20 protein-coding genes are annotated in these 22,617 nt (G+C 32.7%); 14 read left to right on the forward strand and 6 right to left on the reverse strand.

What is annotated here, in order from left to right; translation table 11 throughout:
* Positions 1-56: 56 nt before the first annotated feature.
* Positions 57-1,319 carry a Y-family DNA polymerase gene (locus tag HS848_RS04315; RefSeq protein WP_198611375.1) on the forward strand — a complete coding sequence of 421 codons (1,263 nt, stop codon included), beginning with the start codon at positions 57-59 and terminating at the stop codon, positions 1,317-1,319.
* A gap of 82 nt (positions 1,320-1,401) precedes the next feature.
* On the opposite strand, the gene HS848_RS04320 is transcribed toward HS848_RS04315, so the two are convergent.
* Positions 1,402-2,496, reverse strand: a complete 1,095-nt coding sequence (locus tag HS848_RS04320) for a prephenate dehydrogenase (protein ID WP_198611376.1) — start codon at positions 2,494-2,496, stop codon at positions 1,402-1,404.
* Positions 2,497-2,648: 152 nt separating this feature from the next.
* Between HS848_RS04320 and HS848_RS04325 the strand changes: the two genes are divergently transcribed.
* The 12 genes from HS848_RS04325 to HS848_RS04380 all read left to right on the forward strand — a co-directional run bounded on the left by HS848_RS04325 (position 2,649) and on the right by HS848_RS04380 (position 16,654).
* Complete coding sequence (locus HS848_RS04325; protein WP_198611377.1) at positions 2,649-3,686, forward strand: M42 family metallopeptidase; 1,038 nt, start codon at positions 2,649-2,651, stop codon at positions 3,684-3,686.
* 502 nt (positions 3,687-4,188) lie between these two features.
* Complete coding sequence (locus HS848_RS04330; RefSeq protein ID WP_198611691.1) at positions 4,189-5,598, forward strand: anthranilate synthase component I; 1,410 nt, start codon at positions 4,189-4,191, stop codon at positions 5,596-5,598.
* The gene (locus HS848_RS04335; RefSeq protein ID WP_198611378.1) at positions 5,595-6,194 is read left to right on the forward strand and encodes an anthranilate synthase component II; all 600 of its coding nucleotides are present in this window, start codon (positions 5,595-5,597) and stop codon (positions 6,192-6,194) included. Before HS848_RS04330 ends, HS848_RS04335 begins: the two co-directional genes overlap by 4 nt.
* Positions 6,169-7,167: an anthranilate phosphoribosyltransferase gene (trpD, locus tag HS848_RS04340; protein ID WP_198611379.1), complete on the forward strand. Its 999-nt coding sequence runs from the start codon at positions 6,169-6,171 to the stop codon at positions 7,165-7,167. The genes HS848_RS04335 and trpD overlap by 26 nt, the downstream gene beginning before the upstream one ends.
* 1 nt (position 7,168) lies before the next feature.
* A complete protein-coding gene (gene trpC, locus HS848_RS04345) occupies positions 7,169-7,951 on the forward strand; it encodes an indole-3-glycerol phosphate synthase TrpC (protein ID WP_198611380.1) in 783 nt (260 codons plus the stop codon).
* Entirely contained in the window at positions 7,948-8,601 is a 654-nt protein-coding gene (locus tag HS848_RS04350) for a phosphoribosylanthranilate isomerase (protein ID WP_198611381.1), read from the forward strand. The genes trpC and HS848_RS04350 overlap by 4 nt, the downstream gene beginning before the upstream one ends.
* On the forward strand, positions 8,576-9,787 hold the full coding sequence (gene trpB / locus HS848_RS04355; RefSeq protein WP_198611382.1) for a tryptophan synthase subunit beta: 1,212 nt from the start codon (positions 8,576-8,578) through the stop codon (positions 9,785-9,787). The genes HS848_RS04350 and trpB overlap by 26 nt, the downstream gene beginning before the upstream one ends.
* Positions 9,780-10,514, forward strand: a complete 735-nt coding sequence (gene trpA, locus HS848_RS04360) for a tryptophan synthase subunit alpha (protein ID WP_198611383.1) — start codon at positions 9,780-9,782, stop codon at positions 10,512-10,514. The genes trpB and trpA overlap by 8 nt, the downstream gene beginning before the upstream one ends.
* Positions 10,515-11,018: 504 nt before the next feature.
* On the forward strand, positions 11,019-12,272 hold the full coding sequence (locus HS848_RS04365; protein ID WP_198611384.1) for an aminoacyltransferase: 1,254 nt from the start codon (positions 11,019-11,021) through the stop codon (positions 12,270-12,272).
* A 27-nt stretch (positions 12,273-12,299) separates the two neighbouring features.
* Positions 12,300-13,559, forward strand: coding sequence for an aminoacyltransferase (locus HS848_RS04370; protein WP_198611385.1), 1,260 nt, complete (start codon positions 12,300-12,302; stop codon positions 13,557-13,559).
* A 1,222-nt stretch (positions 13,560-14,781) separates the two neighbouring features.
* A complete protein-coding gene (locus HS848_RS04375) occupies positions 14,782-15,555 on the forward strand; it encodes an HAD-IIB family hydrolase (RefSeq protein ID WP_198611386.1) in 774 nt (257 codons plus the stop codon).
* A gap of 85 nt (positions 15,556-15,640) precedes the next feature.
* Positions 15,641-16,654, forward strand: a complete 1,014-nt coding sequence (locus HS848_RS04380) for a siderophore ABC transporter substrate-binding protein (protein WP_198611387.1) — start codon at positions 15,641-15,643, stop codon at positions 16,652-16,654.
* A 74-nt stretch (positions 16,655-16,728) separates the two neighbouring features.
* Here the strand turns inward: HS848_RS04380 and HS848_RS04385 are convergent, their stop codons facing one another.
* Positions 16,729-17,073, reverse strand: coding sequence for a hypothetical protein (locus tag HS848_RS04385; protein WP_107507954.1), 345 nt, complete (start codon positions 17,071-17,073; stop codon positions 16,729-16,731).
* Positions 17,074-17,241: 168 nt separating this feature from the next.
* Between HS848_RS04385 and pepF the strand changes: the two genes are divergently transcribed.
* Entirely contained in the window at positions 17,242-19,050 is a 1,809-nt protein-coding gene (pepF, locus tag HS848_RS04390) for an oligoendopeptidase F (protein WP_198611388.1), read from the forward strand.
* A gap of 85 nt (positions 19,051-19,135) precedes the next feature.
* On the opposite strand, the gene phoU is transcribed toward pepF, so the two are convergent.
* The 4 genes from phoU to pstC all read right to left on the reverse strand — a co-directional run bounded on the left by phoU (position 19,136) and on the right by pstC (position 22,608).
* Positions 19,136-19,774, reverse strand: coding sequence for a phosphate signaling complex protein PhoU (phoU, locus tag HS848_RS04395; protein WP_198611389.1), 639 nt, complete (start codon positions 19,772-19,774; stop codon positions 19,136-19,138).
* 9 nt (positions 19,775-19,783) lie between these two features.
* Entirely contained in the window at positions 19,784-20,665 is an 882-nt protein-coding gene (gene pstB, locus HS848_RS04400; RefSeq protein WP_107507951.1) for a phosphate ABC transporter ATP-binding protein PstB, read from the reverse strand.
* Positions 20,666-20,759: 94 nt separating this feature from the next.
* On the reverse strand, positions 20,760-21,680 hold the full coding sequence (pstA, locus tag HS848_RS04405) for a phosphate ABC transporter permease PstA (protein ID WP_198611390.1): 921 nt from the start codon (positions 21,678-21,680) through the stop codon (positions 20,760-20,762).
* 1 nt (position 21,681) lies between these two features.
* Positions 21,682-22,608, reverse strand: a complete 927-nt coding sequence (gene pstC / locus HS848_RS04410) for a phosphate ABC transporter permease subunit PstC (RefSeq protein ID WP_198611391.1) — start codon at positions 22,606-22,608, stop codon at positions 21,682-21,684.
* Positions 22,609-22,617 lie beyond the last annotated feature (9 nt).

Raw genomic sequence — 22,617 nt, forward strand, 5'->3', positions numbered from 1 at the left:
ATTGAAATAGAACAAATGTTCGTATATAATAAAAGTGTCTAAGGGAGGTTGCTAATGTGTATGACTATAATTTACTTGAAGACAGAGATGTATTATGTATTGATCAAAAGAGTTTCTTTGCGAGTGTAGCGTGTATTGAGAAAGGTTTAGACCCGTTAAAAGCCAAATTAGCTGTAGTAGCCGATACTAAACGACAAGGGTCAGTAGTTTTAGCGGCTACCCCTAAGTTAAAGGAAATTGGAATAAAAACAGGCTCAAGATTATTTGAAATTCCACATCGAAATGACATTTATATTATTAATCCTAGTATGAGAAAGTATCTGGAAGTATCAATTGAAATTTCTAAAATTGCATTGCAATATATTCCGGGAGAAGATTTACATCAATATAGTATCGATGAATTTTTTATGGATGTGACGAATAGCTATCATCGTTTTAATTCTACTGTCATTTCATTTGCTGAGCGATTGCAACAGGAGATTAAAGATAAAACAGGTATATATTGTACGATAGGCATTGGCTCTAATATGTTATTAAGTAAGGTCGCCATGGACATTGAAGCTAAGCATACAAAAAATGGTATTACTGAATGGCGTTATCATGACGTACCACAGAAATTATGGAAAATAAAGCCACTAAGAGACTTTTGGGGAATAAATAGAAAAACTGAGATGAAGTTAAATAAAAAAGGGATTATTACGGTAGGAGACTTAGCTCAATATTCTTATAGATATTTAAAAAGAGACTTTGGAATTTTAGGAACTGATATGCATTTACACGCTAATGGCATTGACCAAAGTAAAGTAAGAGAAAAATATAATATTACTAATCCCTCAATTTGTAAAAGCCAAATTTTAATGAGAGATTACCGATTTGAAGAAACTAAAGTGGTAATGCAAGAACTTATAGAAGATGTTGCAAGTCGTATAAGAGCACGTAAGCAATTAGCACGTACAATCCATTTTTCATTTGGATATACCGAAGGCGGGGGTGTACACAAACAGTATACTTTAACAGATGCTACTAATTTAGAAAGAGATATTTTTAAAGTCGTTAATTATTATGCTAATCAATTATGTGATAAGCAAGCACTGTATCGAACACTTAGCGTATCATTGACACAATTAATTAGTGAAAACGATAGACAATTAAATTTATTTATTGATGAATATGCGAAAAAAAGAGATGAAAAACTAGCTAAAACGATTGATTACTTACAAAGTAAATATGGAAAAGGCATCGTATCTAAGGCTATTTCATATACTGATCCAGGAACGAAACATGGACGTTTAGGATTAATGGCAGGACATAAAATGTAGAGAAGCATCCTCCAAATTAATTACTAATGCTACAATTCGAGAGTTGTCGAAACAGCATTGAATTAAAGGAGGATGCTTTTATTTATAGAATATGTGTTTCGAAATCACTCAAGACTTTAATAGCTAAGTCGCGGTGTTCAGGAGTTTTAAAATAAATTTGTAAGGCACCTAAAATATCTTCACGATTTTCAATGATTTTTAAGTTACATATAGAAATATTATGTAAACTTAATATAGTAGTAATTTCACTTATCATACCCACTTTATCCGGAATATCAATATATAGTGCATACTCAGTATTTAAGTCACCTTGTTGTTTAGTAGGTAATTGATCTCTGTACTTTTTTGCATTGTCAAAAAAGTCATATATTTCTTTAGAATCATTATTTTTAATATGGCTAGAAATATCTTTAATTTGTTGTTGAATCATTTCTAGTCCTTGTAAAATATTCTCTTTATTACTTAGTGCTATATCTCTCCACATGTTAGCATTACTGCTAGCTATACGGGTTATGTCTCTAAAACCACCGGCTGCTAATTGTTTAATTAAGGGGTGGTTAACTGCATTTCTTTCACTCACGTGTACTAAACTTGCTGCCAAAATATGAGGGACATGGCTCACAATACTAGTTACAAAATCATGTTCTTCAGCTGAAGAGGTTATAAACTTAGCTGAAGTTGATGATAATAATTCTTGTAAAATCTCTGCTGACTTAGCATTGCGTGGATTGTTATAAATTAAAATATAATAGGCATTTTCAAATAAACGACTTTTAGCATTTAAAACACCAGATTTGTGACTTCCTGCCATAGGATGACCACTAACTAAATGGATGTTATGTTTTAAAAGATTATCTTCGTATCTTTGAATAGTTAATTTAGTACTACCGGTATCTGTAATAATGAGGTGGGGACGAGTTTGATAATTAGGCAATTCTTTTAAATAGTTTTCAGTCTGTTGAACTGGCGTAGCAAATATAATTATATCTGCGTCTTTAACACCAGTAGCATAATCTTCAACAATAGTGTCAATAATACCAATGGATAAGGCCTTATGTAGTTGGCTAGTATTACTATCAAAAGCTGAAATTTTAAAATTTGATCTATAAAACTTTAAATTACTAGCTAAACTCCCGCCAATTAATCCTAGACCTACAAATAAAATATGTTTAACCATAAAAAAATCACCTTATTTCGAAATTTTCAGAATATATACATTGTAAATTAGACTTAAGATTTAAACAATAAGAGAATATGGAAATAATAGAGATAGAATTATAAATAAGCTAAAATAGCAATAAATAACATTTTTATAGAGGGGGAATTTGAATGAGCGAAACAATATTACAAACGATACAAGAGTTAACTGAGATTAATAGTCCATCAGGGAATGCTACAAATGCTATTAACTATGTTAAAGAGAAAGTAGAGCAATTAGGCTATCCAACTCGACTCACAAATAAAGGTGCATTGATTATTACAGCTCAAGGCGAAGATGATGAAATGCAAAGATGTATTACGGCGCACGTCGATACATTAGGCGCGATGGTTAAAGAAATAAAGGAAGATGGTCGTCTAGCTATTAGCTTAATCGGTGGTTTTACTTATAATGCTATTGAAGGGGAATATTGTGAAATCCAAACTGAAGCTGGCGAAGTGTATACTGGAACAATTTGTTTACACGAAACTAGTGTTCATGTCTATAAAGATAATCATCAAATTCCACGAGATATAGAACATATGGAAATCCGTATAGATGAGAAGACGACAACAGCATTAGAAACTAGAAATTTAGGGATAGAAGTAGGAGACTTCGTAAGTTTTGATCCTAGAACTCAAATTACTTCTTCAGGTTTCATCAAATCTCGACATCTAGATGATAAAGCAAGTGTAGCAATGATAATGGAATTACTTGAAAAGCTTAAAATGGAGAATATAAAGTTACCTCATACAACTCAATTTTATATCTCAAATAATGAAGAAATTGGCTATGGAGCTAACGCATCTATCTCACCGAATATCGTCGAATTTATCGCTTTTGATATGGGAGCCTTAGGAGATGGCCAAGCGTCTGATGAATATACTGTTTCTATCTGTGCTAAAGATGGTTCGGGACCATACCATAAAGGTTTAAAAGCACATTTAGTTAATTTGTGTAAGCTTCATGATATTCCTTATAAGATTGATATTTATCCTTACTATAGCTCAGATGCTTCAGCGGCGTTAAAAGCCGGAGCAGATATTCGTCACGGGTTATTTGGTGCAGGAATTGAATCTTCTCATGCACTTGAACGCACACATATTGAATCGATAAAGGCTACTCAAGATTTACTATATGCATATTGCTTATCTCCAATTAATTTATAAATGAATGTTGACAAATAAATTATAAGTGTGTATTATACTGAAATATAAGAATTATTAAACAATTCTGTTAATTAAGTAGATGATATGATTTGTAGTAAGAAGAAAGCTAATGGGTGATGTAAATTAGCACAACATATCGTTCGAAATGGGCTCAGAATTTCAATGTTTTATATATGGTGAGTGAACATAATTTTATGTTAAGTAAGGTGGCACCACGGTAACGCGTCCTTATGATAGACGTGTTAGTTGTGGTGTTTTTTGTATACAATTAAATCAGTATAAATGTAGTAATTATTAGAAAGGTAGCTATAGAAAGTTAGTGGTTGATGTAAACTAACACCTCTAATAATGAAATTGGGTTTATATGGAAACAATTAAATAAAATATGAGTGAACTTTAAATATTTTGATTATTTAAAATATTTAGTTAATTAAGGTGGTACCGCGCGTCAGCGTCCTTGTATACAAGGAGGTTGGCGTTTTTTGTGGAGAAAGGATTAAATATGGAATTTTATTATGAAGTTTTAAAGGCAAAAATCACCCCAGAAGTTTTGGGTGATTTAAAAGAAAAGAAAATTATTCTAGAAAGTGCAAGCCAACAACAAGTAAAGGGCAGATACTCCATAGTAGCATTTGATAATTATGGGACATTGACACTAACTGACAAAGAATTAAAAATTGTAACTCGTGATACAACTACTGTGATAAGTGATCATCCATATAATTATTTGAAAAACTATATTAACCGCTTCAATCATACAATTACAGATGACAAATTAAAGCAATTGCCTTTTATTTCTGGATTTATCGGTGGTTGTAGTTTTGATTTAGTAAGACATGAATTTCCAGTTTTGAAGAAAAAAGTAATAAATGAAAACAACAAAAATTATGACGTGAGATTTTATATGATCGAAGATGTGTATGTCTTTGACCATTACAAAGAAAACTTGTATGTGATAGCAACTAATCAATTCTCAGGAGATAACAATAAACAGTTAAAAGCTAGAGTGAAGAAGAATATTAAGGCATTGTCTCAAATAAAAGTTTATGAAGAAAACTATATCTTACCACCTAAACGATCTGAAATAGTTCCTAATATTTCGAATGATAAATTTATAGAAATAGTTAAATACCTAAAGCAAAAAATTACTGAAGGAGATATGTTTCAAGTTGTGCCTTCAAGAATTTATAGTTACCAACATCACTTTGGGCAAGATAAATATCGATTGAGCTATCAGTTGTATCAAAATTTAAAACGACAAAATCCTAGCCCATATATGTACTATATCAACATGGATGACGAGATGATTATTGGTAGTTCTCCCGAAAGTTTCGTTGCTGTGCATAATGGAGAAGTTATCACTAATCCAATAGCTGGGACGATTCGAAGAGGAGCCACGCCTGAAGAGGATGACCGAAACGCGCAACAGTTATTAGCAGATGAAAAAGAAAGAAGCGAGCATAGCATGCTAGTAGATCTAGGTCGTAATGATATTCACAGAGTGAGCGTTACTGGTACTTCACAACTAACAAAACTGATGGAAATAGAAAAATATGAACATGTCATCCATCTTGTTAGTGAAGTGAAAGGAAAAATTAAAAAGGAATTGTCTCCTATGACAATTATAGCCAATTTATTACCAACAGGTACGGTATCTGGTGCTCCAAAACTAAGAGCGATAGAACGTATTTATGAAGTTCATCCGTATAAAAGAGGAATTTATAGTGGAGGTATAGGCTACATCAATTGTAATCAAAATTTAGATTTTGCCTTAGCGATAAGAACAATGCTTGTCGATGATACCACTATACAAATTGAAGCAGGGTGTGGCGTAGTTTATGATTCCGTCCCTGAAAAAGAATTAGAAGAAACGCGATTAAAAGCCAAAAGTTTATTAGAGGTGACACCATGATATTAGTGATAGATAACTATGATTCTTTTACCTATAACTTAGTAGATATCGTCAATCAAAAAGAAGAAACCATTATTAAATATCCTGATGATGAAGATGTATTAACTTATACGTCTAAGGTTGACGGCGTCATCATCTCACCTGGGCCGGGACACCCATTAGACACAGATTGTTTAATGAAAATTATTGAAGCATATCAGGCATTGCCTATTTTAGGCGTATGTTTAGGTGCACAAGCCTTAACTTGTTACTACGGAGGCAAGGTTATTCAAGGGGAAAAGGTTATGCATGGCAAGGTAGATACGATGAAGGTAACCCATGAAACAAGGTTATACCAAGGTCTACCTAAACAATTTAAAATTATGCGTTACCATTCACTTGTTAGTGATACCAAAACGTTTCCACCTAATTTAACAATTACTGGCGAAAGTAAAGATGCACTACAGTCTTTTGAAGACACTCAAAAGCTTCATTACGGTATTCAATACCATCCTGAATCATTCGCGACAGAATTCGGCACTCAAATCATTCAAAATTTCATCAACATCGTTAGTGAAAGGGGCACCATAAATGGAAAACTTAGCTCAACTCAGTAAACAACATACGTTAAATCAACAAGAAATTACCCAATTTATTGAATATTTAATCAATCCATCAATTGATAATGATAAAAAGGTTGAAGCTTTACTACAATTCACAAAGAAAGACATTCAACAACAAGAATTGACTTATGTAGTGAATAGCTTAATACAAATTATGTATCCACAACAACCAACTTACGAAGGTAGTATATGTGTATGTGGCACAGGCGGTGATCGATCGAATAGCTTTAATATTTCTACCACAGTAGCATTTATAGTGGCAAGCGCAGGTATTCCGGTAATTAAACATGGTAATAAAAGTATAACTTCAAATTCTGGAAGTACAGATTTGCTTCAAGAGTTAGATATTGCTAAGACTAATGTGTCGGAAGTGCCTTTTCAAGTACAAGAAAAAGGCTTAGCATTTATTAGCGCGACACAATCGTATCCAATAATGAAGTATATTCAACCTCTGAGAAAAATGATAAGTACGCCAACGATATTCAATTTAGTAGGACCATTAATTAATCCTTTCAAATTATCCTATCAAGTGATGGGCGTCTATGATCCTACTAAGTTAAAAATGGTGGCTGAAACTCTAAGAGATTTAGGTCGACGACGCGCTATAGTCGTACATGGCGCAAATGGTATGGATGAAGCATCGCTTTCTGGAGATAACGAAATCTATGAAATAACAGAAAATGGCACAATCGAGCATTATTATTTAAACGCTACAGATTATGGTCTGAAATATGCTGATAATAATGAACTACAAGGTGGCACACCTAAAGACAATAGAACTATCACACTCAACATTCTTAGTGGACACGATAAAACATGCAAAAGAGATGTAGTCGTTCTAAATTCAGCATTAGCGTTTTATGTATCTGGAAAAGTAGAAACGATTAAAGCAGGAATAAAATTAGCTGAGGATTTAATTGATAGTGGCTGTGCCATGAAACAATGTTTAGTCATGGAGGGCAATTAATATGACGATTTTAAACGAGATTGTAAGTTATAAAAGGCAACTGTTAAATGAGGGATATTATGCGTCTAAACTTAAAACATTAAGCGAAATTAACTTGCCTACTAAATCCGTGTTATCGAAGGCACTAGAAAAGAACAATGATTTGAGTATTATAGCAGAGATAAAATCTAAAAGTCCTTCAGTCAAAGCTTTTCATGAACGTAATTTAGTTCAACAAGTACAAGATTATGAACGTTACGGTGCAAATGCGATTTCAGTGCTAACCGATGAACAGTACTTCGGGGGAAGCTTTGAAAGGTTACAAAAACTCTCACTTAAAACCACGTTACCAGTACTCTGTAAAGATTTTATCGTAGACCCGCTTCAAATTGATGTTGCTAAAAAAGCTGGAGCCTCTATTATATTGCTAATTGTTAATATTTTAACAGATACGCAATTAACACAATTATATAACTATGCAACATCTGTAGGGTTAGAAGTATTGGTCGAAGTGCATGATAAAGAAGAACTAGAAAGAGCTTATCAGTTAAATGCTAAAATTATTGGAATTAACAATAGAGATTTAAAAACATTTGTAACGAACGTTGAACATACGAATCAAATATTACGATGTAAGCAACCTGGCCATTATTATATTTCTGAAAGTGGTATTAATTCAGTTGAAGATGTTCAGAACATCGTTAATTCTGGAATCGATGGTTTATTAATTGGCGGTGCCTTGATGAATTGTGATGATTTATCATCATTTATGCCTAACCTTAAGCTACGTAAGGTGAACATATGATATTAAAATTTTGTGGATTTAAGACGGAAGAAGATATCCAGAAAGTCAATTTACTTAATATAGATATGGTCGGCTTTATACATTATCCTAAAAGCAAAAGACATGTTGATATCAGTCATATAAACAAAATGTCACTTCTTATGTCTAATGATATAGATAAAGTTGTGGTAGTAGTGAATCCTACTTTTCAAAAAGTAAAAAATTTAATTGAAAATACAGCAATTAATACGATTCAATTTCATGGAAGAGAATCACCAGAATTTATAAAAAATATTAGGGATAATTTCAAGAATATTAAGATAATTAAAGCGTTGTCAGCTGATCATAAAGTTGCAGAAACTATGAAATTATATAAAGATTTCGTCGATTTATTTATTATTGATACACCTTCAACTCAATATGGAGGTACTGGAGAGTCTTTTGATTGGAGTTTATTAAATCATATTGATATTGAAGTACCTTATTTAATTGCTGGAGGCATAGACGCTAATAAGATTACACAAATAGAGAAAATGGGTCTTAAACATGCAGGTTATGATATCTCGAGCGGTATCGAAATAGCAGGAAATAAAGATAAAAACAAAATGATTACTATCGTTAAACTAGTTAAAGGAGCGTTAAAAAATGAAAAATATACAAACAGAAGCTGATGAATTAGGATTTTTCGGAGAATATGGAGGACAGTATGTACCAGAAACCTTGATGCCAGCGATTATCGAATTAAAGCAAGCTTATCAGAAAGCTAAGCAAGATGAAGAATTCCAAAAAGAAATCGCTCATTATTTAAAAGACTACGTAGGTAGAGAAACGCCATTAACATACGCAAAATCCTACACTGAACAGTTAGGTGGCGCAAAAATATATTTAAAAAGAGAAGATTTAAATCATACAGGAGCGCATAAAATTAATAACGCGATAGGACAAGTGTTACTTGCAAAACGTATGGGCAAAAACAAGTTGGTTGCAGAAACTGGCGCGGGGCAACACGGAGTAGCGAGTGCAACCGTTGCAGCACTTTTCGATATGGAACTTGTAGTGTTTATGGGCAGAGAAGACATTAAACGCCAACAACTTAATGTATTTAGAATGGAACTGCTTGGCGCGAAAGTGGAAGCAGTAGATGATGGACAAGGTACATTATCGGATGCGGTAAATAAAGCGTTGCAGTATTGGGTGAGTCATGTAGACGATACACATTATTTGCTAGGCTCTGCTTTAGGACCAGATCCGTTTCCAACTATGGTTAGAGATTTCCAAAGTGTCATTGGACAAGAGATTAAAACTCAAATACTTGATAAAGAAGGGCGTTTACCGGATGCGGTGGTTGCATGTGTGGGTGGCGGTTCCAATTCAATTGGCACGTTCTATCCGTTTATTCAAGATGATGTAAAACTATATGGAATTGAGGCAGCTGGTAAAGGTATTAATACAGATAAACACGCTCTGGCTATTGGAAAAGGGCGTCCAGGTGTACTTCATGGTTCTAAGATGTACCTTATTCAAGATGATCATGGTCAAATTGAATTAGCACATTCCATCTCAGCAGGTTTAGATTATCCAGGTATTGGTCCAGAACATTCATATTATCATGATATAGGAAGAGTTCAATATGAAAATGCTAGCGATGAAGAAGCTATGGAAGCACTTATCCGCTTCAGTCAATGTGAAGGGATTATTCCAGCAATTGAAAGTGCGCATGCACTAAGCTATGTTGAAAAATTAGCTCCAACGATGGATAAGGATCAAGTTATTGTGGTTACTGTTTCAGGTCGTGGAGACAAAGATATGGAAACAATTCGTCAATACACTGAAGAAAGAGGTGATTTACATGACTAAATTATTTATACCTTATTTAATGGGAGCGAAAGACTTTATCGAAGATGTTAAATTACTAGATAAACATGGTGCCGATATTATAGAAATTGGGGTTCCTTTTTCAGACCCAGTAGCGGATGGACCAGCAATTATGAAAGCAGGTAATAAGGCAATTGAAGATGGCATAACGATTGATTACATCTTTGATGAATTAGAAAAACATAAAGGTGAAATTAAAAATAAATATGTTTTGATGACTTACTATAATATTATATTGTCTTATGGCGAAGAAGCATTCTTCCAACGATGTCAAAATGTGAATGTTTATGGAGTGATTATTCCAGATCTACCATTTGAATTAACAGAGCAATTGAAAGCCAGAGTGTCTAAATTCTCTGTAAAGATTATCTCACTTATAGCAATGACCGCTTCCCAAGATAGAATCAAAACAATTGCTGAAAATGCAGAAGGATTTGTATACACAGTAACTATGAATGCAACAACTGGAGAAAATGGTACGTTTCATCCTGAACTCAAAGAAAAGCTACACAAGATAAAAGAATATACTTCTATTCCAGTAGTAGCTGGCTTTGGTATTCGAACACCTGAACATGTTCGCAGTATAGCTACTGTAGCAGATGGTATTGTAATCGGAAGTGAAATCGTACGTCGTATTGAGGAAGGGAATACAACGGAATTTGAAGCATATCTAAACGAGATTAGGGCCACACTGGATTCGTATGAATAAATAAGAAATTTAAAATAATAACGTGACTTTTACATTATGATAACTTGTAACCTATTAAATTATCATGAGTGAAATTTATAATCTATGTGATTAGACAGGGGTTGACTGGAATGAAGATGCATCCAAACTGGACTTTCTTCATCTCTAGTTAACTTTGCCGGGGCGGGACGATAAAATCTTAGAAATTGCATTAGATTTCTATCTCGCTCCCTTGTTTCAATGGTTGGAAAATTAAAGCGAAATGATTTAGAATAAGTGACAAGATAATTACTATAATAGCCTGGAATGTTTAATAAAATGTTCTAGGCTATTAATTTGCATGTAGTTTAATAATTCTCTTATAGAAATGGTTTCTATTTCAGTTTTATAGTCAACTATTGTATAATTAACGAGATTAGAAAGATAAAAATTTTTATTAATGATACATATAATAATTATTAAAACTATAATGCAAATAGTGAACATCAAGAGAGAAAGATTCTTTAAAATGGGAGTTATAAAAAAATGAAGTTTACAAATTTAACAGCGACTGAATTCGGTGATTTTACAGATAAAATGCCGTACAGTCATTTTACACAAACGGTCGAAAATTATGAAGTGAAAGTTGCTGAGAAGACAGAAACCCACTTAGTTGGTATTAAAAATAAGAATAATGAAGTCATTGCAGCATGTATGTTAACAGCAGTACCTGTAATGAAATTCTTTAAATATTTTTATTCAAACCGTGGGCCTGTGATTGATTATGAAAATAAAGAACTTGTTCACTTCTTCTTTAATGAACTAACTAAATATTTAAAACAACACAACTGCTTATATGTAAGAGTCGACCCTTATTTACCTTATCAATATCGTAATCATGATGGTGAAATTACAAATAATGCAGGCAATGATTGGCTCTTTGATAAGATGCAAGAGTTAGGATTTGAACACCAAGGATTTACAACAGGTTTCGATTCTCTTCTCCAAATTAGATTCCATTCTGTGCTTGATTTAAAAGATAAAACAGCTAAAGATATTTTGAATAATATGGACAGTTTACGAAAACGTAATACCAAAAAAGTTCAAAAAAATGGTGTTAAAGTTAAATTTTTAACTGAAGAAGAATTGCCAATCTTTAGATCGTTTATGGAAGATACAACAGAAACTAAAGATTTTAAAGATAGAGAAGACAGTTTCTATTACACTCGATTTAAACATTTTAAAGATAGAGTATTAGTCCCATTAGCATACATTAAATTTGATGAATACATCGAAGAACTTCAAAATGAAAGAGAAACATTAAATAGAGACTTAAATAAAGCTATCAAAGATTTAGAAAAACGTCCTGAAAATAAAAAGGCACAAAATAAACAAGTCAATTTAGAACAACAATTAGAGGCTAATCAACAAAAGATTGATGAAGCAACAGAATTACAAAAGGAACATGGCAATGAATTACCAATTTCAGCTGGTTTCTTCTTTATTAACCCATTCGAAGTGGTTTACTATGCTGGTGGAACGTCTAATAAATACAGACATTTTGCTGGTAGCTATGCGGTTCAATGGACAATGATTAACTATGCCTTAGAGCATGGTATTGATAGATATAATTTCTATGGAATAAGTGGTCATTTCAGTGAAGACGCAGAAGACGCAGGAGTTGTGAAGTTCAAAAAAGGCTTTAACGCAGATGTAATTGAATATGTTGGTGATTTTGTGAAACCAATTAACAAACCAATGTATTCTGTTTATAAGACACTTAAAAGGGTTAAAAAATAGATTTTATTAAGAGGGGATTAGACTAATATGAAATTTACAGAGTTAACAGTAAAAGAGTATGAAAACTTTGTACAAAATCCATCATTAGAAAGTCATTACTTTCAAACTAAAGAAAATATCCAGACCCGTGAAAATGATGGGTTCCAAGTAGTATTGTTAGGAGTCAAAGATGAAAGTAATAAAGTCATTGCTGCTAGTCTTTTTTCTAAAATACCAACTATGGGAAGTTATGTATATTACTCAAACCGTGGACCAGTCATGGATTATTCTGACTTAGGACTTGCAGACTTCTATTTACGTGAATTAGAAAAGTATCTACATCAACATCAATGTTTATACGTTAAACTTGACCCTTATTGGATTTACCAAATCTATGATAAAGACGTAAAACCTGTTGAAGGTCGCGAAAAAAATGATGCGATTGTTAATTTATTTAAATCACATGGCTATAATCATCATGGTTTTACAACTCAATATGATACTTCAAGTCAAGCGAGATGGATGGGCGTTAGCTACTTAAAAGGTGAAACGCCTGCATCGTTAAGAAAACAATTTGATAGCCAACGTAAACGTAATATAAATAAAGCGATAAACTACGGAGTTGAAGTTAGATTTCTTGGTAGAGATGAATTCCATCTATTCTTAGATTTATATCGTGAAACAGAAGCACGTACTGGATTTGTATCAAAAACTGACGAATATTTCTACAATTTCTTTGATACCTATGGTGATAAAGTTCTTGTTCCACTAGCTTATATTGATTTAGACGAATACATAAAATCACTACAAGACGCTTTAAGTGATAAAGAAAATCGTCGTGATCAAATGATGGCAAAAGAAAATAAAAATGATAAGCAATTAAGAAAAATTGCCGATTTAGATAGCCAAATTGAACACGATAAAAAAGAACTCTTAAACGCGAGCGAATTGCGTCAAACAGATGGTCAAATTCTAAATCTAGCTTCAGGTATTTTCTTTGCGAATGCCTATGAAGTGAATTACTTCTCAGGAGGATCATCAGAGAAATACAACAATTATATGGGACCATACATGATGCACTGGCACATGATGAACTATTGCTTTGAACATGGTTATGATCGCTATAATTTCTATGGTTTATCTGGTGACTTTACTGAAAATAGTGAGGATTATGGTGTTTATCGCTTTAAACGAGGATTTAATGTTTATATTGAAGAATTGATAGGAGATTTTTATAAACCGATTAATAAAGTGAAATATTGGCTATTCACAACTTTAAATAGTATTCGTAAGAAAATAAAAAAATAACTTTTAAGAAGAGGCTGAGCCATTAATATAAAAAAATGGTTCAGCCTTTAGTTATGGCAGTAATTGTCTGAAATGAAGGGGTGTTCGAACCTCACGTTCTTCATTTCTAGTCAACCTTGCCGGGGCGGGACGAGGAAATCTTTGAAACTTGGCAGTAGTTGTCTGAAATGAAGATGCGTTCGAGCCTCACTTTCTTCATTTCTAGTCAACTTTGCCGGGGCGGGACGACGAAATCTTTGAAATTACATTAGATTTCTGTCTCGCTCCCTTTGCTTTTAGCGAAGGTTGAGGGAGAAAGGGAGAGGCGTTGAAATTATACATTCTGCATCTCTCCCCAACCTTGCCAGAGCGAGATAATAAAACCTGCGAGAACTTTAGATTTCAATATCTTGCTTTTTTATCGTAACGAGTGATAGAGACAAGTTACAATATGTTGTAGGTAAAATTCTAGGTGTTATAGCATGTTGATTCCTACAGTTTTATAATAGCACACTTATAATTTTTAACAATAATATTGACAAACTATTTTATTTAGTAAAATTTAAATCATTTGTAAAATGAAAAATTTAGTAAAACTAACATTTTGTCTAGATAAAACAACAAACATTTATAACGTAATTATTACGATTTGAATAAATGTTGATTTAACGGCCGTATATTAGCAAATTTAATGATTATATTGAAGCTATGTTGATGTTTTCAATCTTATCGGATTATAGTCCGTGGATTTTCCAAATTATAAGGTACTAATGCCTTAGCCTTATAATTCGAATTGGCTATTAATTTATTATTGATTAGCAAGTATTGTAAGTTAAAGGTTTAGAGTTCCAATCAACGTATTCGTACATATAGGTATCATAACAACGAACTAGACAATTTATTTATCATGATTATATTAAAATTAAAGATCAGATCAAAACGTTAACAGATGGATTATACGGTTTAAGAAGTTTAAATGCTCAGAAATCGTCGTGACAGCGTTAAGAATAGCAGTATAGATATTTTTCAATATTTTAGTTTACATAATATATATTATAGGAAGTAATGTGTTGAGCTTTAGGGGACCACTCCTTTTATTATTACTTTAATAATTATTGCTCAAATAAATCGTTAATCATTTCACTACACATTTATATTCGTACGCTTATTACCACGTCATTATGATAAAATTCTCTATATAACATACATATATACGTATATATGTAATATAAGGAGTTTATAAATGAATATCATCCTCGATATTGATGGCACGATTTGTTTTGATGGCCGTCATATAGATAAAAGAATTATAGAGCGACTTTCTAGTTTACATAACATAGGACATAGAATTATTTTTGCTTCAGCGAGACCTATACGCGACTTATTACCTGTACTTCCTACACAGTTTCACGAATTTACATTGATTGGCGGCAATGGTTCGATTATTTCTGAAAATAATCATATTCAAACACTAGCTACTATTTCAAATGAAGATTTTGCGCTTATTAAAGAAGTTATAGAACAATATAATTTAAGTTATATTATCGATGATGACTGGAACTATGCTGCTGAAGTAGCTACAACTAATACTATTTATCAACATTTAGACCCTCATCGTCTTGCTCAAAAGCTTTCAATGAATGACATTCAATCACCTATTAAGACTATTTTATTAAATATTAACCAAGACAATTTCAAAGATATTGCTACATATCTAGCTACAAATGGTAAACAACTAGAATTAATTAATCACTCAAATGAATTGAATATCGATATCACTGCTAAACATATTAATAAATATTTTGCTATTACTCATATACTTGGTACAAATCCAACTTATATTGCTTTTGGAAATGATCATAATGATATTAAAATGCTCAATCATGCGCAAGCTGCCTATTTTATTAATAACAGTACGATGAGCACTTCTTTATTTGAAAATGAAGAATTAATTACTTTTGTTGATGCTAATATTAACTCGGTATGCAAGGTGTTAGACAGTTTAATGAGTAGATAATAATAAGAACAATTGAGATTTTTAATAAATTGTTATTGAAAACGATTATCATTTGCAATTATAATGTTACCTAGGAGGTTACATTATGAAAAATACATTCAAATTAAGCATATTATTAATTACTACAATATTAATACTTGTAGCATGTAGCAATAAATCTAATTCAACATCTTCCTCTAATAAGGAAACCATTACAGTTGAGAACACTTATGAGTTTAAAGATCAAAAACACACGCACAGCAGTGGCGAAAGTAAGACTCAGAAAGTTAAGGTCCCTGTTGATCCTGATCGTGTAGCTGTATTAGACTACGGTGCGTTAGATATCATGCAACAAATGGGATTACAAGGCAAAATAGTGTCTATCGCTAAAGGTAAAGGTGCATCATTTCTACTCTCTTCCCTTTCTGAATTTAAAGACAGTAAATACGCTAATTTAGGTAATCCTGGAAGACCTAATTATGATACGTTAGCTAAATCTAAACCTGACGTAATATTTGCTTCTTTTAGACAAGCTCATACAAAAACACTTGATGAAATGAAGAAAGCAGCGCCTAATGCTAAGATATTATTTGTTAGTCCTGATAATAATAACTACATTCATTCTATTAAAGATCATACAACATTATTAGGAAAAATTTTCAAAAAAGAAGATAAGGCCAAGGAGCTTAATAATAAATTAAGCAATAAAGTAAAGGATACTAAAGAGGCCATTAATAATGATACGGTTCTATTTTTAAATGTGGATGATAAAGGGGTTAAAGCCTTTGGTTCTACAGGCCGATTTGGTGGCTTCTTAAATAAGGATTTAGGTATTCAACATGCTGATAAAAATATGAAAGAGAATTCAGCGGGTAATACAGTTACTTATGAATATTTGAATAAAGTTAATCCGGATAAATTATTGGTTATAGATCATACGAAAAATGGTGATGACAAAACCTTACCATCAGTGTTGAAGAATGATGTAATTAAAAATATGAAAGCAGTAAAAAATAATCAAATCTATCAATTCGAAACAAATGCGTGGTATTTCAGTGAAGGCGGTATTAATACTACTATTGAACAATTAGATAAAATCGAAAAAGCGTTTGAAAAGTAAGGGATTCTCCTTCACTTTTACTAAATAGATAGAGCGAGTTAGTCACCAAAAGTGGCCTACTCGCTCTATTAGTTTTATCTTCTATCACGACGACGATATTGAGGTTCATCGTGCTCATATTTCTGAATTTCTTTTTCTAATTGTTTCTTTTTACGTTCGCGACGCCAATTTTTGGTGAAGTACCATAATAAGAAACTAATGATTAAACTGATGATTGCTAAAAATGCTGCATAACCTAATAATGGTTGGAATGAAATATCATAAAAATTTGGTATAAAGAATGCTAAAACAGCTAACACTACAAATGTGATGACTGCAGCTGCGAACCACTTTTTCAAAACAAGTGAACAAAAAACAGTTAAAATAATCATTGCTATGATAGTAACCCAAAGATAATTTGGCATATCAAAAATAGTCATATTACTCTCCTAACATAATAAAATGAATTATTAACTCATGATACAATATTATTTAAATAAATTATACACCTTTCTATAAATCATCAACTCAGGCTAAAGGCTTAATAATGAGTTCGAAAAAAATATTGTGTATAATATGCGTAAGACTTAGTTTAGGGAGTGATATATATGTCAACAGGATTACCATCTAGAAAAGATATTCCGACACAAGAAACATGGGACTTAAAAGACTTATTTGAAAGCGATGAACAGTTTTATACTACTTTAAAAGAAGTATTACAGATTTCTAAAGCATTTAATCAAAAATATAAAGATAAAATAGAAGCTAGTATAGTTGAAAAAGTATTAGCTGAACTTGAAGAAATACTTATCCAGTTAGACCGTTTAGGTAACTATGCTGAACTAAGATTAAGCGTGGATACTACAAGTGAAGATGCTCAAATACTAAGCGCTAAATTATCTACTAGTTACGGTAAAATAGCAAGTCAATTATCCTTCGTAGAATCTGAAATTTTACTATTATCAAGTAGCGAAATTGAAAGTATAATGGCTAATTCAGAAGTTCCTCACTATCTTGAAAAGTTAATTGAAAGAAAACCATATCAATTATCATCAGAAGTTGAAGAAGTGTTAGCAAGTCTGTCCCCTACTTTCCAAAGTGCATATGAACTATATGGAACTACTAAAATGCTAGATATCGCATTTGAATCGTTTGAACATAACCACATTAATTATCCAATGGATTACGCTACGTTTGAAAATGAATACGAAGACAATGCAGATCCTGAATTCAGAAGAAAAAGTTTTGAAAGTTTTAATAATGCATTACGTAAGTATCAACATACGACTGCTGCTACTTATAATCAGCATGTACAACAAGAAAAAATTGAAGCTGATCTCAGAGGTTATGATTCAGTCATTGATTACTTATTACATGACCAAGAAGTGACTCGTGAAATGTACGACCGTCAAATTGATGTAATTATGAGTGATTTAGCCCCTGTGATGCAGAAATATGCGAAGTTATTACAACGAATTCATGGCCTTGATAAAATGCGTTTTGAAGACTTAAAAATTTCAGTAGATCCTAGTTATGAACCTGAAATTTCAATAGAAGATTCTAAAAAGTATATTCATGGTGCATTAGATGTACTTGGTGATGATTACGCACAAATGATTGATAATGCTTATAATCAACGCTGGATTGACTTTGCTCAAAATAAAGGCAAAGACACAGGTGCTTATTGTGCTAGTCCTTATTTTACTCACTCATATGTTTTCATTTCATGGACTGGTAAAATGGCAGAAACGTTTGTATTAGCACATGAGTTAGGCCATGCAGGTCATTTCACTCTTGCCCAACAACACCAAAAATTATTAGATTCTGAAGCATCTATGTATTTCGTTGAAGCACCTTCAACAATGAATGAGATGATAATGGCCAATTATTTATTTAGTAACAGTGAAGACCCTAAATTTAAACGTTGGGTGATCGGTTCAATATTATCCCGTACGTATTATCATAATATGGTAACTCACCTACTTGAAGCGGCCTATCAACGTGAAGTTTATCGTAAAGTCGATAATGGTGAATCGTTAACAGCTCCGGTACTTAATTCTATTATGCGAGATGTTTACGAACAATTCTTTGGCGACGCAGTTGAATTAACAAACAGTGCCGAATTAACATGGATGCGCCAACCACACTATTATATGGGATTATATTCATATACTTATTCTGCCGGATTAACTATTGGTACAGTTGTTTCTCAGAAAATTAAACAAGAAGGCCAACCTGCAGTAGATGCTTGGTTAAATACACTTAAAGCTGGCGGTAGCAAATCTCCAGTAGAACTTGCTAAAATTGCTGGTGTGGATATCACTACCGACGCTCCATTAAAAGCAACAATTAAGTATATTTCAGAACTGGTTAATGAAGTCGAAACCTTAACAGATCAAATAGAACAACAAAATTAATGATATTATGAAAGACCTGCTATTCATCATTCAATGAGTAGCAGGTCTTTTACGTTCTATTTATTTGGGTTATTAAGAAGAAAATTTATTCGTAGTATTCACCAGTAAAGTAGTAATAAACACTCTCGGCAATATTACTTACATGATCCCCTACGCGTTCTAAGTTACGCGCGGCTAAATGTGCTTGTCCAGCTACAAATGGATCATTATCAATAAGATACGTCGTATTAACGATATTGACATATAAATCATCAATATCATGATCACGTTCAATGATTTCTTTAATTAAAGTGATATCCTCATTTTTAAAAGCATTATCTAAATCTTGTAACATCAGCATAGCCAATTTCCCCATTGTTTTTAAACGTGTTAATACATAATGGTCTGTGATTTTTACACGTAAACGGATATGAGCGATATTTGCCGCGTTATCTCCCATACGTTCAAAATCAGTTGAAATTTTTAATGCCGACATCATCATTCTTAAATCTGTAGCAATCGGCTGCTGTTTAGTAATTAGCATAATTACTTTTTCATTAATTTCGTAATCTAAGTTATTAATCGTTTTATCTTTTTCAATAATCTCTCTTGCAAAATTTCTATCATTTTCACTTAACGACACTAATGCATTTTCGATATTAAAATAAACATGAAGACCAAGTCGACGAATATCTTTAATTAAATCGCCAAGTTGGCCTTCGTATTTCTGTCTAATAATGGCCATTATCGAATATCAACCAAAACGTCCTGAAATGTAGTCTTCAGTTTGTTTATCAGAAGGATTAGAGAAAATTTTATCAGTGTCGTCGTATTCGTTAACATAACCATTAAGGAAGAATGCAGTTTTATCAGATACACGTGCAGCTTGTTGCATGTTGTGTGTAACAATAATAATAGAGTAACGTTCTTTTAATTCTTGAACTAACTCTTCGACTCTTAAAGTAGAAATTGGGTCTAATGCTGACGTAGGCTCGTCCATTAAGATGACGTCTGGTTCGATTGCTAAACATCTAGCAATACAAACACGTTGTTGTTGTCCACCAGATAAACCATAAGCATTTGTGTGTAATCTATCTTTCAATTCATCCCATATTGCAGCGCCACGTAATGATTTTTCTACAATTTCATCAAGTAATTTTTTGTCTTTAATACCATGTGTTTTAGGGCCGTAAGTAATATTATCGTAAATTGATTTAGGGAATGGGTTAGGCTGTTGGAAGACCATTCCTACATTAGTTCTTAATTTTTCTTTTGAATAATTTTCATCAAAAATATTTTGGTCACGATATAAAATTTTACCGGCAGTTTTCACAGAAGGTACTAATTCTACCATACGGTTTAATGCTTTAATGTATGTTGATTTACCACAACCAGAAGGTCCGATAATGGCAGTAACATTATTTTCTAAAATATCTAAATTGATATTTTGTAATGCATGTGTATCTCCATACCATAAATCTAAATTTTGAGTAGAATAAACGACTTTTTTATCGCTATCATTATGTTGAATGTGTTGGTGTTCATTTGAAGAGACGACTGTTGAAACAGGTTCTTGTGAACGATCAGTGTGTTCTGCTACTTCTTGTTTTTTCTCTTTTAAGTTTGTATTTGTCATTATTAAAACTCCTTTTATATCTGAGAGAAGGAAGTTTCTTTAACATCGCCTTCTCTATTCCCTAATTTAAGCTATGTGTAGTTGTATATTAGTATTAATATTTTCTAGAGAACTTATTACGTAAGAATATCGCTACGCCGTTCATTAATAATAAGATAACAAGTAATACGATAATCGCTCCTGAAGCGACGTCTTGGAATTCAGCTTGAGGCATTTTAGCCCAAGTATAGATTTGCGTTGGTAACGCAGTGAACATTGACATGATACTTGTTGGTGTTGCTAATAAAATGGTTGGAATACCGATTAAAACTAAAGGTGCTGTTTCACCTAATGCACGAGATAGAGACAAGATGAAACCTGTTAAGATACCAGGTAATGATGCTGGTAATACGACACGTCTAATAGTTTGCCATTTATTAGCACCTAAACCATATGAAGCTTCACGTACTGAATTAGGTACTGCGCGAATTGCTTCCTGACTTGAAACAATAATGATTGGTAGTATAAGTAGAGACATGGTTAATGCTGCTGCGATAACGCTGTTACCTAATGATAATGCCTCAATGCCTCCACCACGTACGAATAGAGTTAAACCTAATAAACCGAAGACGATTGAAGGTACACCTGCTAAGTTAGAAATACTGATTTTCACGAAACTAGTGAAGAAATTATCTTTAGCATATTCTTCTAAGTAAATTGCTGTCCCTACACCTAAAATAATTGAAATAGGAATGATACTTAGCATTAACCAGATAGTTCCCGCTAAGGCCCCTTTAATACCTGCTTGTGATGGTGTAGAAGAAGAGAAACTTGTAAAGAACTCAGGTGTTAAATAACCAATCCCTTTAACAAGCGTTTGAACGAGTAATGCTACAAGGACAAGTAGTGCAATCACTATACAAGTGAAAAACAACCATTTATTAAGTTTATTTTTTTTACTACGACTCGTTATATTCTTTTCAACTTTGTTTTGGTCTACTAACGTTTTTGAGTTAGCATCTGTAGTAGCTGTCATATTAATACTCCTCTCTGAAGCGTTTAGAAATCCAATATGAGATTAAGTTCATGATTAGTGTGAATACAAATAATGTAAAACCAACAGCATAAATACTGTAGTACATATCTGAACCAAAAGTTGCGTCCCCAGTTGCAACTTCTACAATATAACCAGTCATTGTTTGGATAGAACTAGTTAAACTTAATGAAGATGTTGGTGAACTACCAGCTGCTAATGATACAATCATTGTTTCCCCGATAGCTCTTGAAATACCTAATACGATAGATGCAACAACTCCTGAAGCTGCCGCTGTTAAAACTACTTTTGTAGCTACTTCAAATCTAGTAGAACCTAGTCCATAAGCACCTTCGCGAATTTTTGAAGGAACGGATGCCATAGCATCTTCACTCATACTTGTAATAACTGGAACAATCATGATTCCTACTACAATCCCAGGACTAATTGAGTTAAAACTATCAAGGCCAGGAATAATTGTTCTAATAATTGGTGTTACAAAAGTTAATGCAAAGAAACCAAAAACAATAGTTGGAATACCTGCTAAGATTTCAAGAATTGGTTTAATAATACGACGTGCTTTATCACTTGCATATTCACTTAAGTAAATTGCAGCGCCTAAACCAATTGGTACAGCTACGATTGTAGCGATAACTGTAATTTTCAATGTTCCAAGAATTAATGCCCAAATACCATATTTAGGATCAGAGCCAGTTGGGTTCCAATCTTTAGTAAATAAGAATTCAGCTAATGATACTCGTGTAAAGAATGTAATCGTTTCAGTTACTAGCGTAAATAAGATACCAATTGTAGTTAAGATAGAGATAGCAGCTATAATTCCTAAAATAATGGGAACAATTTTATCACTGAAACCACCCTTTTTGGCGTTATTCTTAGCTATCAATTCTCTAACATTTGTTTCTGATGCCATATATAACCC

The organism is Staphylococcus caledonicus, assembly GCF_016238465.1.
Taxonomy (GTDB): domain Bacteria; phylum Bacillota; class Bacilli; order Staphylococcales; family Staphylococcaceae; genus Staphylococcus; species Staphylococcus caledonicus.